General features: G+C 65.8%; 18 protein-coding genes. 9 read left to right on the top strand and 9 right to left on the bottom strand.

Annotation, left to right across the window (positions count from 1 at the left end; translation table 11 throughout):
* Position 1: 1 nt before the first annotated feature.
* From K3551_RS08175 to K3551_RS08140, 8 genes are all read left to right on the top strand, one after another.
* The gene (locus tag K3551_RS08175; protein WP_259919082.1) at positions 2–775 is read left to right on the top strand and encodes an ABC transporter ATP-binding protein; all 774 of its coding nucleotides are present in this window, start codon (positions 2–4) and stop codon (positions 773–775) included.
* Positions 772–1,197, top strand: a complete 426-nt coding sequence (locus tag K3551_RS08170) for a GNAT family N-acetyltransferase (protein WP_259919081.1) — start codon at positions 772–774, stop codon at positions 1,195–1,197. Before K3551_RS08175 ends, K3551_RS08170 begins: the two co-directional genes overlap by 4 nt.
* The gene (locus tag K3551_RS08165) at positions 1,197–1,370 is read left to right on the top strand and encodes a hypothetical protein (RefSeq protein WP_259919080.1); all 174 of its coding nucleotides are present in this window, start codon (positions 1,197–1,199) and stop codon (positions 1,368–1,370) included. The genes K3551_RS08170 and K3551_RS08165 overlap by 1 nt, the downstream gene beginning before the upstream one ends.
* Positions 1,367–1,789 carry a GNAT family N-acetyltransferase gene (locus K3551_RS08160; RefSeq protein WP_259919079.1) on the top strand — a complete coding sequence of 141 codons (423 nt, stop codon included), beginning with the start codon at positions 1,367–1,369 and terminating at the stop codon, positions 1,787–1,789. Before K3551_RS08165 ends, K3551_RS08160 begins: the two co-directional genes overlap by 4 nt.
* Before the next feature lie 247 nt (positions 1,790–2,036).
* Positions 2,037–3,035 carry an ABC transporter permease gene (locus tag K3551_RS08155; protein ID WP_259919078.1) on the top strand — a complete coding sequence of 333 codons (999 nt, stop codon included), beginning with the start codon at positions 2,037–2,039 and terminating at the stop codon, positions 3,033–3,035.
* Complete coding sequence (locus K3551_RS08150) at positions 3,032–3,865, top strand: ABC transporter permease (RefSeq protein ID WP_259919077.1); 834 nt, start codon at positions 3,032–3,034, stop codon at positions 3,863–3,865. The genes K3551_RS08155 and K3551_RS08150 overlap by 4 nt, the downstream gene beginning before the upstream one ends.
* Positions 3,866–3,918: 53 nt before the next feature.
* Positions 3,919–4,911: an ABC transporter substrate-binding protein gene (locus K3551_RS08145; protein WP_259919075.1), complete on the top strand. Its 993-nt coding sequence runs from the start codon at positions 3,919–3,921 to the stop codon at positions 4,909–4,911.
* 235 nt (positions 4,912–5,146) lie between these two features.
* On the top strand, positions 5,147–5,689 hold the full coding sequence (locus K3551_RS08140; protein WP_259919074.1) for a hypothetical protein: 543 nt from the start codon (positions 5,147–5,149) through the stop codon (positions 5,687–5,689).
* Positions 5,690–5,724: 35 nt separating this feature from the next.
* Here K3551_RS08140 and K3551_RS08135 read toward each other — a convergent pair whose 3' ends face one another.
* From K3551_RS08135 to K3551_RS08125, 3 genes are all read right to left on the bottom strand, one after another.
* On the bottom strand, positions 5,725–6,354 hold the full coding sequence (locus K3551_RS08135; RefSeq protein WP_259919073.1) for a hypothetical protein: 630 nt from the start codon (positions 6,352–6,354) through the stop codon (positions 5,725–5,727).
* Between the two features lie 99 nt (positions 6,355–6,453).
* Positions 6,454–6,825 carry a BrnA antitoxin family protein gene (locus K3551_RS08130; RefSeq protein WP_259919072.1) on the bottom strand — a complete coding sequence of 124 codons (372 nt, stop codon included), beginning with the start codon at positions 6,823–6,825 and terminating at the stop codon, positions 6,454–6,456.
* A 117-nt stretch (positions 6,826–6,942) separates the two neighbouring features.
* Positions 6,943–7,818 carry an NAD(P)-dependent oxidoreductase gene (locus K3551_RS08125; protein WP_259919071.1) on the bottom strand — a complete coding sequence of 292 codons (876 nt, stop codon included), beginning with the start codon at positions 7,816–7,818 and terminating at the stop codon, positions 6,943–6,945.
* A 73-nt stretch (positions 7,819–7,891) separates the two neighbouring features.
* Here K3551_RS08125 and K3551_RS08120 point away from each other — a divergent pair, with 73 nt between their 5' ends.
* Entirely contained in the window at positions 7,892–10,351 is a 2,460-nt protein-coding gene (locus K3551_RS08120) for a penicillin acylase family protein (protein ID WP_259919070.1), read from the top strand.
* A gap of 16 nt (positions 10,352–10,367) precedes the next feature.
* Here K3551_RS08120 and K3551_RS08115 read toward each other — a convergent pair whose 3' ends face one another.
* From K3551_RS08115 to K3551_RS08090, 6 genes are all read right to left on the bottom strand, one after another.
* Positions 10,368–10,907: an RSP_2648 family PIN domain-containing protein gene (locus tag K3551_RS08115; RefSeq protein ID WP_259919068.1), complete on the bottom strand. Its 540-nt coding sequence runs from the start codon at positions 10,905–10,907 to the stop codon at positions 10,368–10,370.
* Positions 10,904–12,106 carry an RSP_2647 family RNA methyltransferase gene (locus K3551_RS08110; protein ID WP_259919067.1) on the bottom strand — a complete coding sequence of 401 codons (1,203 nt, stop codon included), beginning with the start codon at positions 12,104–12,106 and terminating at the stop codon, positions 10,904–10,906. Before K3551_RS08110 ends, K3551_RS08115 begins: the two co-directional genes overlap by 4 nt.
* A 59-nt stretch (positions 12,107–12,165) precedes the next feature.
* Positions 12,166–12,309: an RSP_7527 family protein gene (locus K3551_RS08105; RefSeq protein ID WP_259919065.1), complete on the bottom strand. Its 144-nt coding sequence runs from the start codon at positions 12,307–12,309 to the stop codon at positions 12,166–12,168.
* A 140-nt stretch (positions 12,310–12,449) separates the two neighbouring features.
* Entirely contained in the window at positions 12,450–13,694 is a 1,245-nt protein-coding gene (locus K3551_RS08100) for a FliM/FliN family flagellar motor C-terminal domain-containing protein (protein WP_259919063.1), read from the bottom strand.
* A 70-nt stretch (positions 13,695–13,764) separates the two neighbouring features.
* Positions 13,765–16,443 (bottom strand): sodium:solute symporter family transporter, encoded by a 2,679-nt coding sequence (locus K3551_RS08095; RefSeq protein WP_259919061.1) that lies wholly within the window; start codon positions 16,441–16,443, stop codon positions 13,765–13,767.
* Complete coding sequence (locus tag K3551_RS08090) at positions 16,444–16,713, bottom strand: hypothetical protein (protein WP_259919059.1); 270 nt, start codon at positions 16,711–16,713, stop codon at positions 16,444–16,446.
* Between the last annotated feature and the right edge of the window lie 24 nt (positions 16,714–16,737).

Below are 16,737 nucleotides of genomic sequence, written 5' to 3'. Positions count from 1 at the left end.
AATGACCACAATCTCCGCCCAATCCCTAGACCTCACCTTCCAGACCGGCGACGGCCCCGTCCACGCCCTCAAGGACGTCTCGCTCGACATCAACGAAGGCGAATTCGTCTCCTTCATCGGCCCCTCCGGCTGCGGCAAGACCACCTTCCTGCGCTGCGTCGCGGCCCTTGAGACCCCCACCGGCGGCACCCTGCAGGTCAACGGCATGACCCCGGACGAGGCCCGCCGCGCCCGCGCCTATGGCTACGTCTTTCAGGCCGCCGGCCTCTACCCCTGGCGCACCATCGGCAAGAACGTGACCTTGCCGCTGGAAATCATGGGCTATTCCCGCGCGGATCGGGATCAGCGGATGCGCGATGTTCTCGACCTGGTCGAACTGGGCCAGTTCGCCAACAAATACCCCTGGCAGCTGTCCGGCGGCATGCAGCAACGCGCCTCCATCGCGCGCGCGCTCGCCTTCGACGCGCCGATCCTGCTCATGGACGAACCCTTCGGCGCGCTGGATGAAATCGTCCGCGATCGGTTGAACGAAGAACTGCTCGCGCTGTGGAAACGCACCAACAAGACGACCCTTTTCGTCACCCATTCCATCCCCGAGGCGGTCTATCTGTCCACCAAGATCGTCGTCATGTCCCCCCGACCGGGGCGGATCACCGACGTCATCGACAGCCCTCTGCCCCGCGACCGCCCGCTCGACATCCGCGACACGCCTGAATTCCTGGCCATCGCCCACCGCGTCCGCGAAGGCCTGCGCGAAGGGATGGAGGCTGCATGATCCGACCCGCACCCCCCGCCGATGCCGCCGCCTGCGCCGGGATCCTGAACGACTGGGTCGACGCGACCGACGGGATGACGCGCGTCCACAGCCACGCGGATGTACGCCACCACTCCGCCGAACGGGTCCTGCCCCGCCAAACCGTCTGGGTGACCGACGCACCGGTCGACGGCTTTCTGGCGGCCCAGGACGGCGGCATGGTCACCGCGCTCTGTCTCGCCCCGCGGGCGCGTGGCCTCGGACGGGAACGCGCCCTGCTGGACCAGGCCAAGACGGGACGGAACAGCCTGTCACTCTGGACGTTTCAGGCAAATGACGGGGCGCGCCGCTTCTGCGCCGCCAATGGCGTGCGCGAGGTCGCGCGCACAGAGGCCGACAACGAAGAACGCCTGCCGGACGTCCACCTGGCCTGGGCCGCGTGATGGAAACGCTGGGCAAATCCCTCGCCGATATCGTCTCGATCCTCGTGGCGCTCTGGTTTCTCTTTGCCGAGGCCTTTGCCGACATCCCGGCCAAACCCTTTCTGGATGCTGTCGCGCTCTTTGTGATCGGATCGGCCCTTTGGCGGATCTGGAAACGTTGGGGCACCTCATGAAGATCCGCCGCGCAACCGCCGGCGACGCCCCGGCCTGTGCCCGCATCGTGCGGCATTGGCTCGATGTCTCCGGCTGGATGCCCGAAGGCCCCAGCGAGGCCGCGCTGACGCAGATGATGCGCGACGCCTTCCCCCAACGCGAAGCCTACGTGGCACAGAACGACGCCCCGCTGGGCTATCTCTCTCTGGACGCCGACAGCGACCATATCCGGGGGCTTTATGTCGGCACACCGGGACGGGGCATCGGCAAGGCGTTGATCGACCGCGCGAAACAGGGACGCAGCTTTCTGTCGCTCAACAGCCATATGCCAAATGAGGCGGCGCACCGGTTCTACACCCGCGAAGGTTTTGTCGTGACGGCACGCGATCTGGCTGGCGCCGACGGCGTCCCCGAACTCCGGATGGAGTGGCACGCATGACAAGGGCTGGGATTCAGACCGCGCGCCCCTCCGCATCGCGGGCCGCTGTCCTCGACGCACGGTCCTGTGCCGCCCGGGGTGGCGACAGACCCGCGCCCGCTGCGACCGGTGCAATCCATCGAATGCGCCCCATCGGGCCCGCGACGCCGCAGGCGCAGGGTGACCTTGGCGCGCCGCCGCCTCTCGCCACGGATCTGCAAGTCCTCGCATCCAGCCAGCCTTCCTACACCAACGACCGGATGTGCGCATGACCGACGCCCCCCTCTCTGCCCCCGGTGCCGCAACGGGACGTTCCGGCACGGTCGCCCGCGCCTGGCGCGGTCTGGCCCACAGCCTCGTGCCGATCCTGACCGTCGTCGCCGCGCTGCTGCTGCTGTGGTATGTCGCCTGTATTCCGATGAACGCCCAACAATCCGTGCTGGAGGCAGAGCGCGCCGGTGCCGTCATCGACCCGCCCACCGCCGCCGAACGCCGCGACCTTTCGGGCGTCACCATTGCGCTGGCGAACCCCGGCCCCGCCCTGTCCGGGGCCTTTGTGCAGGACCGCCCCCGCCTGCCCGCCCCCCATCAGATCCTGGCCGAGCTCTGGGACACCACCGTCGGCAAAAAGATCACCTCCAAGCGCAGCCTCGTGTTCCACGCGGGCATCACACTGGGACCAACGCTGTTGGGCTTTGCCATCGGGTCGCTGGCGGGAATTCTGCTGGCTGTGGGCATCGTCTACAGCCGGGTCATGGACCTCAGCGTCATGCCCTGGGCCATCGCCTCGCAGACGATCCCGATTCTGGCCATCGCGCCGATGATCATCGTGGTCCTGAACTCCGTGGGGGTGCAGGGAATGATCCCCAAGGCGATCATTTCTGCCTACCTCAGCTTTTTCCCGGTCACTGTCGGCATGGTAAAGGGTCTGCGCGCGCCCTCGCCCGCCGACCTGGACCTGATGCGTACCTGGAACGCGTCGCCCCTGCGCACCCTGATCAGCCTGCGCCTGCCCTCGTCGCTGCCCTATCTCTTTGCCTCGCTCAAGATCGCCGTCGCCGCCGCCGTCGTCGGGGCCATCATCGGCGAGCTGCCGACCGGGGCCGTGCGCGGCCTGGGCGCGCGGCTGCTGGCAGGCAGCTATTATGGCCAGACCGTGCAGATCTGGTCCGCGCTGTTTGGTGCGGCCATCGTGGCGGCGGGCCTGGTCGCGATCATCGCGGTGCTGGAACGGGTGACATTGAAACGCATGGGGCTGGCGCGATGAACCTGATTGTGATCCTCGGCACCTGGGCCGCGCTTTGGGCGTTGAACGTTCGCGTGGCGCGCAGCGCGGCGGGCGGTTGGGCGGCCCCGATCCTGTTCGGCCTAACCCTTTTGATCCTGTGGGAACTGACGGTTCGCCTGTTCGCTGTGCCCACCGTGATTCTGCCCGCCCCCAGCCAGATCGCGACCGCCATCGCGGCCAACCTGCCGACCCTCTGGGCGGATTTCGTGCAGACCGTCCTGAAGGGCGCGCTCAGCGGATGGCTCATCGGTGCGGGCGCGGGCATCGCGACCGGCCTGTTGGTCGCCCGCTCCGACTTTCTGCGCCGGGGCCTGCTGCCCGTGGGCAACTTCGTCGCGGCCCTGCCCATCGTCGGCACCGCGCCGATCCTGGTCATGTGGTTCGGCTTTGGCTGGGAATCCAAGGCCGCGGTCGTCGTCGTCATGGTGTTCTTCCCGGTGCTGGTGAACACCGTTGCGGGACTGGCCGACACCAGCACCATGCAGCGCGACCTGATGCGCACCTACGGGGCCAGCGCCGGGCAGGAATTGCGCTACCTCAAGCTGCAAGCCGCCCTGCCCTTCATCTTCAACGGACTGAAGATCGCCACGACGCTTGCCCTCATCGGGGCCATCGTCGCGGAATTCTTCGGCAGCCCGACTCTGGGCATGGGGTTTCGCATCTCCACCGAAGTGGGGCGCTTGAACTTGCCGATGGTCTGGGCCTCCATCGTTGTGGCGGCCATCGCGGGCAGCCTGTCCTACGGGGCCATCGCGGCCTTGGAAAAACGGCTGACCTTCTGGCATCCTTCCCAGAGAGCGCGCGGATGAACACGCGCGCCAACCAAATGGGCGGACCCTCCGCCCCCAACAGGAGAGACGACATGAAAACCCTGATCACTTCCGCGGCGCTGGCCCTTGCCATGACCGGCGGTGCCATGGCCGACGGCCACGCCAATTCCGTGACGCTGCAGCTGCAGTGGGTCACCCAGGCGCAATTCGCGGGCTACTACGTGGCCCTCGACAAGGGCTTCTACGAGGAAGAGGGCATCGACGTCACCATCCTGCCCGGCGGCCCCGACATCGCGCCCCCGCAGGTGCTGGCCGGCGGCGGTGCCGATGCCATGCTCAACTGGATGCCCTCGGCCCTCAGCGCCCGCGAAAAGGGTCTGCCGGTCGTCAACATCGCCCAGCCCTTCAAGACCTCCGGCCTGATGCTGACCTGCTGGAAGGACACCGGCATCACCGGCCCGCAGGACTTCAAGGGCAAGACCATCGGCGTCTGGTTCTTCGGCAACGAATATCCCTTCCTGTCGTGGATGTCGCAGGAAGGCATCTCCACGGACGGCGGCGACGATGGCGTCACGGTCCTCAAACAGGGCTTCAACGTCGATCCCCTGCTGCAACGCCAGGCCGACTGCATCTCGACGATGACCTACAACGAATACGGTCAGGTGCTGGACGCGGGCGTCTCCGAGGATGAACTCGTGACCTTCAAATACGAGGACATGGGCGTCGCCACCCTCGAAGACGGCATCTACGTGCTGGAGGAGAACCTGGAGGACGAGGCCTTCAAGGAGAAGATGGTCAAATTCGTCCGCGCCTCCATGAAGGGCTGGAAATACGCCGAGGAGAACCCGGGCGAGGCCGCCGAAATCGTGCTCGACAACGACGAGACCGGTGCCCAGACCGAGGCCCACCAGGTCCGCATGATGGGCGAGATCGCCAAACTGACGGCAGGCTCGAACGGCGCCCTGGACGAGGCCGACTACCAGCGCACGGTGGATACGCTTCTGGCCGGCGGGTCGGATCCGGTGATTTCTGCGGCACCCGAGGGGGCGTGGACGTCTGTGATCACGGATGCTGCGCTGAACTAAACAACTGAAATAACTAAATAATGGGCGGCACTATTGCTCGCCCATTAATATTTCGCCAACAAGTTGAATGGGACATATCAAGTTTTTGCCAAATCGCAAAAATGTCTCTACGATAATGTTGGCAAGCGTCGGCTTTCAGCTATTCGACGCTACCGTGGACTACGCTTACTTGAGCAAGTCTCAAAAAGATAGGCGCTGCCTAGATCTAAATTTGCACTTCATCAGAGGCTTTGGAATGAAGAAAATCAAGACACTATCAACTGGAATTATTGCATTTGCTATTCTTGTTCCGGCAGCTTCAGCTCTTGCAGAAGGCGTCAGCGTAGACAGCTGCGCACCTAGATTTGATCCGAGCGACATCGCTTCCCCCCGGACTTCAAACATTCTCACACTGACACGTGAAAGATACGAAGATAATACGGACCTCACTTCAAGATGGCGCGAAACTATCGATCTATTCAAGCTCACCACAGCCTATGAACCTGTCGGCGGATCGATGCATATTGGGATATCCTACTTCGATGGCGAATATTCAGATAAATGCTCTGTTATTTCTCTCGATACAGGCGAAGGCTGGACTGACATCTGGCTTTCTGAGTCAAGGATCGAGGGGCAGGTCTACCGATTTGAAAATGGCGACCCCAGATTCGTAGTATTAGTTCCGGCAGTGCGATATGATCCAGATACACTAGCTCGAGGACTGACAGTCGATGTCGTCAGCATCATCTATAATCCAGAGTTAGGAACAGTGACGGCCACGACCGCTCCGCCTGACTAGTGCAACAACGTCGCTCTCGGAGAGGACGACACGCTCTATGGATATGAGAATCCAGCAAGCGCAACACCTGAGTCAACCAGCCCTTTTGAAACACTATATCCTCTCCCCAACTCGAAACTAGCAATTGCTTGTGCAAATTTAATTGCCACTTGCCGGTCAACGGTATCTTGACTGGTAAAGAGCCGAATATCTTCATCTGGCTTCAGATCAAGGGACTGGGCAACTTTCCTAGAATATACCCAAGTTAAATTCTCCCCACGCGGACATCTTCCGGTTCTCCGGTCTCTGCCGACTGATCCAATACAGTCAGAGGCTGGAGCATAGCGACCAAATATTTCGTCCGCAGTTTTCAAATTGTGTTTGAAACGGTATGTCCACATCAGTCGGAAAAATGCTCTCGCACTGAAACTCGCGTCAGAAAAGATTGCATGATTCTTGCTATCTTCGTCGATTTGACCATCCCATCGAACATTTCCTGGCTTCTTAATACACCAAAAATTGAGATGTCGGGCACACAATGGCAAATTTTTACGATCTTCTTCCGTTTCCGTAGCCACCTGAATAGTATGACCTCCTGTCGTCAATATCAGGCCACTATCTGCAGACGTAGAGTTAGAAATGGCAGATATGGCGACCGCAACGAATAAAGAATGAAGCAATTTCATTTCACGACTCCATAATGAGATAATAGCCTGAAAACTGTCCTACCGCGAAGAATGCTTCGCCAGAAAACGATGCTAGCATGTAAAATCGCTATAAGGCTGTCACTCTCCAAAACTCCGCTCCCACTCCGCAACCGCCTCATCCGCAGACGGCTTCGGCTTCCCCATCCACTCCTCGCGGAACCGCTCCGACAGGTCTTCGCCTTCCAGCATCCCCGCCACCCGGGCCCGCACGAAGGCCCCCAGGACGGCGTTCATGCGTGGCCCCATTCCGTGGCCCATGGATTTGAACAGCCGGTAGACGTCCTCGTCCACCCACAGGCTGACCTTGCGCTTTCGGCTCGACCGTTCCGTCCAGACGCGGCGCCATTCCGAGGGGATCTTCCCCTCTCGCGTGGCGCGGTTGGCGAGGTCCCATTGGAACCGGTCCATGATCGCGAAAAGTTCCGCGCGTGCCTGTCTCTGCGTCGCCATGTGCGTGCCCCCGGTTGCTGATCCGGAAGGCACTCTCGGCCCGAGCGGTGAACGAAGGGTTAACAAAAGGCTGTCCGACCGGGATCACCCCCGGATCACCCCTCCGTCACCCGCGCCTCACCCGCCCAATTTCAGCAGCCGGGCCATCAGGCTGGAGGTATCCCACCGCCCCCCGCCCATGGCCTGCACGTCCTTGTAGAACTGGTCCACCAGCGCCGTCCCCGGCAGCGGCGCGCCGATAGTCTCGGCCTCCGCCAGACAGATTCCCAGGTCCTTGCGCATCCAGTCCACCGCGAACCCGTGATCGTATTCCCCGGCCAGCATCGTCTTGTGTCTGTTGACCATTTGCCAGCTGCCTGCCGCCCCGCCCTGGATCACATCCACGACCGCCTCGCCATCCAGACCAGCCTTCTGCGCAAAGGCCATCCCCTCGCTCAACCCCTGCAAAAGCCCCGCAATGCAGATCTGGTTGACCATCTTGGTCAACTGCCCGGCGCCCACGTCGCCCATGCGCTTGGCCAGCTTGGCATAGGCGGCCATAACCCCCTCTGCCTGTTCATAATTCTCAGCCGACCCGCCGCACATGATGACCAGCTGTCCGTTCTCGGCCCCGGCCTGGCCACCGCTCACGGGGGCGTCGACATAGGCGATCCCCTGCTCCGCCGCAGCGGCTGACAGCTCCCGCGTGACCTCCGCCGAGACGGTGGTGTGATCGACGAACAGCGTGCCCTGGGCCATGCCCGCAAAGGCCCCGTCCTCGCCCAGACAGACGCCGCGCAGGTCGTCGTCGTTGCCAACGCAGGCCATCACCATTTCGGCCCCCTCGGCGGCCTCGCGCGGGGTCGCGGCGTGGCGCCCGCCGTGGGTGTCGGCCCAGGCCTCCGCCTTGGCGGCCGTGCGGTTGTAGACGCAAACCTCGTGCCCCGCCGATACCAGGTGCCCCGCCATCGGCGCGCCCATGACACCCATTCCCAAAAACGCCAATTTCGCCATGACGGCCTCCCTTTGCATCTGCCTGCTGCGAGGGTTAGACCGCCCAGGCGCAATCGGGTCAACAGGGGGTGACATGGAGCGTCTGTTTCGCTGGTCCTTCCGCATTGTAACGGCGGCACTGCTGCTTGGCGCGCTGGCCGTGATCGGCGCGTTCTGGCTCGCCTCTCGGTCGTTGCCGGACTATGATCGCACCGATCTCGTGCGCGGTCTGGGCGCCGAGGTGGAAATCGTCCGCAACACCCACAACGTCCCCCATATCTTCGGGTCCAGCGATGCCGATGTCTTCTTTGGACTGGGCTATGCCCATGCGCAGGATCGCCTGTGGCAGATGACGCTGCTGCGGCGCACGGCACAGGGCAAACTGTCCGAGGTCTTTGGAAACCGCACGCTGCGCACCGATGAGCTGCTGCGCAGGCTGGGCCTCTACAAGGCGGCCAGCGCCTCCGTCGCAGCGCAATCGCCCGAAGTGGCAGCGATGCTGCGGGCCTATTCCGCCGGGGTGAACGCCCGGATCGAGGTGATCAACCGCGACGCCTCTGGCCGGGGCGCTCCGGAGTTCTTCCTGTTCCCGCCCGAGATCGCACCCTGGCAACCCGCCGACAGCATCGCGGTGGCCAAGCTGATGGCGCTGCAACTGTCCGGCCATGTCACCGAAGAGGTGCTGCGCGCCCGCGCCTCGCTGATACTGCCCGACGACCGGCTGGCGGACCTGCATCCCGACATGCCCGGCACCGGCGTGACAGAACTGGCCTCGGCCGGTGACCTTTTCCCGGCGCTGACGGGGACGCAATGGGCGTCCCTGCCGCGCCCCGACCTCTGGCCCGTGGCACCGCGCGGATTGGCGGGCGCGTCCAACGCCTTTGCCGTGGCGGGCGATCACGCGGCGGCAGGCGGGGCCCTTCTGGCCAATGATCCGCACCTGGGGCTTAGCGCGCCGACCATCTTTTACCTCGCCCGGCTGCAGCTGGCGACCGGCGGCGTGATCGGCGCGACGATTCCCGGCATGCCCGTCGTTCTGGTCGGCCGCAGCCAATCGCTGGGCTGGGGGCTGACGACCGCCTATATCGACGACCAAGACGTGCTGATCGAACGCCTGAACCCCGAGAACCCGCAGGAATACGAAACCCCCGACGGCTACGCCCCGTTCGAGACGGAACGCTCGATCGTCGGCATCAAGGACGCGGCCCCGGTCACCCTGACGCTGCGCCGCACGGTCAACGGGCCGGTCCTGACCGGCAGCCAGTTCGACCTGGGCGCGGTCACCCCGCCGGGCCATGTCGCGGCGTTGTCCTGGACCGGCCTGTCGACCGAGGACACCTCGCTGGCGACGGGGCTGGAACTGATGCAGGCCCAGACCATCGAGGACGGACTGAAGGCCGCGCGCCACACCATCGCGCCGTCGCAGAACCTGATGCTGGCCGATGGCAACCGCATCGCACTGCAGATCATGGGCCGTCAGCCCGATCGTGACGCCGCCCATCAAAGCCAGGGGCGCATCCCGTCCCCCGGCTGGATCGCGGCGAACCGCTGGAAGGGGCTGCGTCCCTTTACCGACAATCCGGTCTGGCTGGACCCGCTGGGCGGCCAGTTGGGCAACACCAACAACAAGACCATCGACCGCCCGTTTCCAGGTCATCTCACCTTCAAATGGGGCGACAGTCAGCGCGTCCAGCGGATGCAGCGCCTGCTGCAAGCCCGCGAAATTCACACCCGCGAAAGCCTGATCGAGGCGCAGCTGGATGCCGTATCCAATGCCGCCCGCTCTTTGCTGCCGCTGGTGGGGGCCGACCTGTGGTTCACCGGCCAAGCCAGCCCCGAAGGCACGCCCGAGCGGCGTCGCCAGACCGCCCTGCAACTGCTGGCCGCCTGGAACGGCGAGATGTCCGAACATCTGCCAGAGCCGCTGATCTACGCCGCCTGGATGCGTGCGTTGCAGGACCGGCTGATCCGCGACGACCTGGGCCCCCTGGCCGATGAATACACCCGGTTGGAGCCGCTCTTGATCGAACGCGTCTACCGCAACATCGACGGGGCCGGGGCCTGGTGCGACATCATTCAGTCGTCCCAGGTGGAAACCTGCACCGACATCGCGCGGCTGGCGCTGGACGATGCGCTGCAACTGCTGGACGAAACCTATGGCGGCCGGGTCGAGGCCTGGCGTTGGGGCGACGCCCACGAGGCGCGCCATGACCACGCCGTGCTGGGCGACGTGCCGTTCCTGGGTGCGGTGGTGAACATCCGGCAATCGACCTCGGGCGGGGACAACACGTTGCAACGCGGACGCCTGTCGGGCGAGATGCCGACCCCCTTTGCCAACGTCCATGCGGCGGCCTATCGCGGGGTTTATGACTTTGCCGACCCCGAAAGCAGCGTCTTCATCACCGCCACCGGTCAGTCCGGCCACCCCCTGTCCCAGCACTATGACGACCTGGGCGAATTGTGGCGACGGGGCGAATATATTCCCATGACCCTGGACCCGGCGCTGGCGCGCGCGGGGGCGGTTGGCGTAACCACGCTCCGCCCGGCCCCTTGACGCAAACCGTCACGGGCTAGACAGCAAGCGCCTTGCCAAGTCGCGGCAGGCGCGCGCGCTTCATCAGCGGGCGCAGGGGCTGCGCGGTGCCCGACAGCCGTTCCGCCGTGGCGCGCACGTCTTCGACCACGCGGGCGACCGCCGCGTCATCGGCCAGCCAGAGATCCATCAGAAAGGCGTCGGGGCTTTGCAGGGCGATCCCTTCGGCCGTCACGTCCGCGCGCGGAAAGTCGCGGATGTTCAGCGTCACCAACCGATCCGCGCCCGCGTCCGACGCGGCGGCCAGAACATGCACGTCGTTGGCGTCCGGCAACCAAAGACGCGCCTGCGTGGCGTCCCCGGGCCGCACCTCGGCCAGCGGAAACCGCGCGCGGAGCGTTACGATCTCGCCTCGGGCAAAGGCTTCGCCGTCGGGGATCTTGCGCGCGGCCCGCGCCCATTCCTCCAGCACCCGCGGCGACCAGAGCGGACGGTAAAGCCCCGCCCCCGCGCAGCCCAGCAGGATCTCCCGCAGGACCGTCGGATAAAGCACGCAAGCGTCGAGAAAGACCTTCACGGCAGCAGTCGGAAGGTCAGCGCCTTCAGATACCCGCTTTCGGCCAATTGTGGGTGCACCGGGTGGTCGGGGCCGGAAAACCCTGTGCGGATCAACTGCGCGCTGCGCCCTGCCCGCCCGATCCCGCGCACGCAGGCGGCGTGGAATTTCGACAGCTCGGCGGCGTGGGAACACGAACACAGCGTCAGATAACCGCCCTCCGCCACGAGGGGCGTGGCCAGACGCGCGACCCGTTCATAGGCGCGCAGCCCCGCCGTCAACGCGGGCTTGGCCGGGGCAAAGGCCGGCGGATCGACCACGACGACCTCAAAGCTGGCCCCTTCTGCGGCCAGTTCGGTCATCGTGTCGAAGGCATCGCCCTTGCGGGTCGTGAAATCATCGGCCCGGCCCATGCGCGCGGCCCCCTCGGTGGCCAGCGCCAGAGCCGGGGCAGACCCGTCGACCGCCAGCGCCTGAACCGCGCCACCGGCCAGGGCCGCCAGGCCAAAACCGCCCACATGGCTGAACACATCCAGAACCCGCGCGCCCTGCGACAGGCGCGCAACAAAGGCATGGTTGGGCCGTTGGTCATAGAACAACCCCGTCTTTTGCCCACCGGTCAGATCGGCCATGTAGGTCGCGCCGTTCATCGGCACCGGCAGCGGCGCGTCGATCCCGCCCAGCAACCAGCGATTCTCCTCGCCCAACCCTTCGGCGGCGCGCGTCCGCCCACCTGCGTTCAACAGCACATGGCGCAGCCCCAGGTCGGACAGCACAGCCGCGAAATCCTCGGCGCGCGCATCGGCCCAGGCGGCGTTGGGCTGCAGGACGGCCGCATCGCCGAACCGGTCCAGAACAACGCCCGGCATGCCATCGGCCTCGGCATGGATCCAGCGATAGTAGGGGTCCGCGAACAGGCGGTCGCGGTGCGCCAGCGCCGCCGTCAGCCGGGCGGAAATCCAGGCGCGGTCGATCTGTGCGGCGGGATCGCGATCCAGAAGTCGGGCCCCAATCCGGGACTCGAGGTTGACGCTCACCAGACCGATCTCGGCCCGCTCCGCGTCTTGCAGAACGGCCAGCGTACCGGGCGTCAACGCGCGGGTCCGGCGGTCTGTCACGATGTCATCGGTATAGACCCAAGGATGGCCGTGGCGCAGACGTTTGGCGTCGGCCTTGGGTTTCAGGCGCAGGACGGGGCGGGTGTCGGGGGTGTCATTCATGACCCCCGCCTATCTCCGCCCCGGCGCGTATTCAATCGCCGCGTTGCGCGGCGGTCAGATCAGGCCTGCGAGGTCTGGGGCCGGGCAGCGACGCCGCGAAAGCGGGCGACAAAGCCAGCAATGGCTTCGCGAACGTATTCCGCACGCAGGGCGCGGGCACGCAGTTCGATTTCAGCAGTGTTGATTTGGGTCTGAGCGGTCATGTCTTTTCTCCGAGGAGCTGCGGCGAACCGGTGTTCGCCCAAGTGTGTCTTCCCTTGCCGAACAGCTAACCTCGCAGGCGCAGAATGACCAATGCGCCCGCAGAAACCCCGTCCTGCGCTCTGCGCATGCCCGCACGCACCTAGGGCAGATCAGGTAGATCCGGCAGATCGGGCAGATCTGCGAGGTCCCCGGTTGCGACCTGCATCCTGCGGCCCGACGCCGCCCCCTTGTCCGCCCCCCGCGATGCGGCCTGGCCCTTGGCGGATCTGACCAGCCCACTGTCCTGCAGGCTGCCACCGGGCACGCGGCCACCAGTGACCTTCGGCGCGGGCAAGGCCCCCTGCCCCGGACCCGAAGGCGCCGCCACCGGCAGGGCGGCCATCTGGTCGGGGATGGGGGCCGCGACCGCCGGATCGGCTGGCGTCGACGTCACCCGCACGGCCCGCATACCGCTCAGCTGTCCCAGACGCGCGGTCAGGCGCAGGCCATGGGGCATCCGACGGCGCAGCGGCGTTCCCTGCCCCGAGGTGCCGGCGATCAGGCGCATTTCGTCCAGGGCCTCGGCGTCGATTTCGATTTCATCCCCGACCTTGAGCGCGACCATCCGACCCAGGGTCATCCGAACGGGCGGCAACTGTGCCTCCAACCGGACGGAGGCGCTGCGCCCGACCGCATCCATCGCGGCGGCCCAGGCGGGGTCATGCTGCGGAAAGGTGTCGTCGTCCACCTCCGTCCCCTCGTCGATCTGCGGCTCTGGCAGCAGAAGCACCACGCGCGAGGTGCGCGCCCCCCCGGCCAAGGTGATGTCCAGCGTCACCCGCTGGTAAACCGCCGCCGTCAACACCATGGGCAGCGACCCCACCCCCGCCAGATAGGTGCCAGGCCGCAGCTTGCCCGGACGCGGGCCCCAATGGTCGGCGGGCAACAGGGCGGCGGTCTGGGCAATCAACTCCTGCGCGAAAGGCTGCACCAGCGCCGCGTCGATCCGGGTGGGACGGCGGGGCGGGCGCGCAGGCCCGTCGACACGGCCGATGGTCTGCACCTCGATCAGGCTGTCGACCAGCGCCGAATCCATCAAGAGCACCCCGGTGGTCAGCGCCAGAAGCTCCGGCGCGGGGGCGGTCACACCGGACGGCAGCGGGGGATTGACCATCAGGCATAGCGACAGCTCGGCCAAACCTTCGAACGCGGTCGCAACGGGCAGGGACGCAGAACCGCGCACCCCCGCGGCAAGGTCGAGCCCCTTTATGCCATCGGCCACCCGCATCGCAGCCGTGGCCAAGGCGCGCTCAACCGGAGAGGCCTGCGGCACCGCCAATGCGGCCTCCGCCTCTGGCAGGCCGGCCATTTTTCGCAGGATCGAGGGGGACGAATCGTTGGGCATGAAACTCGGCGCTTGCAAATGTGCCCCCCGGTTCTGGCCCAATCAGGTTAACAAAGGATTGTCCCTGCCGTCATTCTGCGGCGGCAGCGGCCGTTTCGGGGCGCGGCAGGCGAACCCGGAACGCCGCCCCCCCCTGTCCCGGAAGATAGTCGATCGCCCCGCCCAGGCGGCCCATCACCTCGCGGCAGATGGCCAGGCCCAGCCCCGCGCTTCCGGCGGCGGCCTGGTCCGACAGGCGGGCGAATTTCTCGAAGATCAGCGTGCGGTCGCGGGGCGCGATGCCTGCGCCGTTGTCGATGAAATCCACCAGAACCGTGCCCGCCTCTTCGCGCACGACGATGCTCAATTCGGGCTCGGCGGCCTCGCAGTACTTGGCTGCGTTGGTGATCAGATTGATGAACACCTGCGCCAGCCGGTCCGGGTCGGTGCGGATCAGCAGGTCCTCGCCCGCACCATCCCGCAGCACCCGCATCCCGGCCCCCGATGCGGATGCGGTCACTGCGCGGTCCAGAACATCGCCCAGCCGCACCGTCGCGGCGTTCAGGTCCACCTGACCGCTTTCCAGAACGCTCAGATCCAGCAAATCGTCCAGCAACCGCGTCAGTCGGCGGCTTTCGTCCAGAATGATCCCGGCATACCGCGCCGATTCCTCCGCCGGCAGATCACCGGATCGCAGGATCTCGGAAAAGGCGCGGATCGAGGTCATCGGCGTGCGCAGCTCATGGCTGACCTGGCTGAGAAAGGCGTCCTTTTGCACCGCCAGCGCGGTCAGTTTTTCGTTGGCCATCCGCAGTTCGCGCGCGGTGCGCGTCAGTTCCGTCTGCTGTTCTTCCAGCCGGGCCGAGTATTCCATGATCTGCGCTGTTTCATCCGCGACGGCCATCAGGTCGGCCAGCGAAACGGCGGAATTTCCGGTGATGCCGGTGACCATGGCGTTGGCGGTGGCGGCGCCGACCGACCCCGCCAGCTTGCGCTCCAGCCGGTCGATCAGGTCGGGGGTCGGTTCCGGCATTTCACCGGCGCGGCCCTGATTGCGCGCCTCGTCGGCAAACACCTCCTGCGCCTCCGTCGGTCCCAGGATCCGCTGCGCCATGATCAACAGCTCATCGGCCCCCGCCTGCCCGCCCTGACGCCCGCGCGGCGTGGCGGCCCGCTCGAACACCTGGACGAACCGGGGGGCCTGCAACTGCTCCATCGGAGAGGGATGGCTGAGCAGGGAGACGGCGCAGAACACCGCGCAATTGAGCCCGATGGACACGATCAGCGCCGACAGGAGCGGGTCGCCCGACACCCCGAACAGGGCCTGCGGGCGCAGCCACGACAGGCCCATCGGCCCGTCAATCAGCCAACCATCGACCAGAGGCAGCCCCGCCAGAACAGGCACCAACATGGCCCAGGCCCACAGAACGAATCCCGTGACGATCCCCGCCGCCGCCCCGGTCCGTGTGGCCCCGCGCCAAAACAGGCCGAAGACCAGTGCCGGCAACACCTGCGCCACGCCAACGAAAGCGATCAACCCGATGGAGGCCAGCGCCTCGGTCCCGCCGGTCGCGCGATAGTACAGATAACCCAGCGCCAGAACGATCAGGATCGAAGCCCGCCGCGCCCGCAGGATAACGGTGCGCACGTCGCCCGAAATGGTGGCCTGTCCGTCGTCCTGCGTGGCCAGCCAAAGCGGCATGACGATGTGGTTCGACAGCATCGTCGCCATGGCCACGGCCGCCACGATCACCATGGATGTGGCCGAGGAAAACCCGCCCAGGAACGCCAGCATCGCCAACCCGCCCTGCCCCTCGGCCAGCGGCAGGGTCAGCACGAACAGATCCGGGTTCGACCCTTCGGGCATCCGCGCCAGACCTGTGACCGCGATGGGCACCACGAAGATGCACATCGCCATGAGATAAAGCGGAAAGGCCCAGGACGCGGTCATCAGGTGGCGCTCGTCCGAGTTTTCGACCACCAGCACCTGAAACATCCGCGGCAGACAGATCACGGCGGCCCCGGAGACAAAGATCAGTCCCGCCCAACGCCCCGGCGTTCCCGACCAGTCGGTGATCGGCGCAGCCTCGATCGCGGCCCCCACGGCGGCGATCCCGTCGTTGAGCCCCCAGACCACAAAGACCCCCACGGCACACAGCGCAATCAGCTTGACCACGGCCTCGACGGCGATGGCGCTGACGATCCCGTGGTGCCGCTCTCCGGCGTCCAGGCGGCGGGTGCCGAAGAGGATGGTAAAGACGGCCAGCCCGGCAGCCACCCAGAACGCCATGGCGGTCAGATCCTCGGCCACGGTGCCCGGCGCGGCAAAAACCGCAAAGCTGAGCGTGACCGATTGCAATTGCAGCGCGATGTAAGGCGTGGTCCCGACCAGGGCCAACAAGGTCACCAGAACCGCCAGCAGGTTCGACTTGCCATAACGCGAAGAGATCATGTCCGCGATGGAGGTGATCCGCTCGGTCCGGCCGATATGGACCAGCTTGCGCAGCAGCCACCACCACCCGACAAAGACCAGCGTGGGGCCAAGGTAGATCGTCATGAACTCCAGCCCCGACCGGGCGGCGTATCCGACGGCACCATAGAACGTCCAGGCGGTGCAGTAGATCGACAGCGACAGGGTGTAGACTGCGGGCCCGCGCAACACCTGCATCCGCCCCCGTTCCGCCGCGCGTTCGGCGACGAAGGCGATGACGAACAGGCCCGTCACATAGGCGAGGCACCCCGCCACCAGAATGTTGAGCGTCAGCTCCATCTAGTCGTCCGAGGCGGCCGTCGCCTCTCCGTGGTGGAGCCGGGCAATCCAGGCGGCCAAGGCAATCAGAAGTATCCAGGCCGCAAACAGGTAGACCAGCCAGGGCCGCGTCGCCCCGCCCGCCGCGTCCGATCCGGACAGCACCAGATCAGGCAACAGCAGCAGCGCGATGCCAAAGAACGGCAACAGCCGCGCCGCGTCCCGTCGGCGGTCGCGGCGCCAGGCCCGCCGCTGCGCCTCGCTGGCCGCCGGTGTCGGTGTGGGGTCCATCAGCTACGGGATCCGGGCGGGGGG

Source organism: Jannaschia sp. M317 (genome assembly GCF_025141175.1).
Taxonomy (GTDB): domain Bacteria; phylum Pseudomonadota; class Alphaproteobacteria; order Rhodobacterales; family Rhodobacteraceae; genus Jannaschia.
Note: the sequence above shows the minus strand (reverse complement) of the source record. Positions and strands in the feature narration are given on the sequence as shown.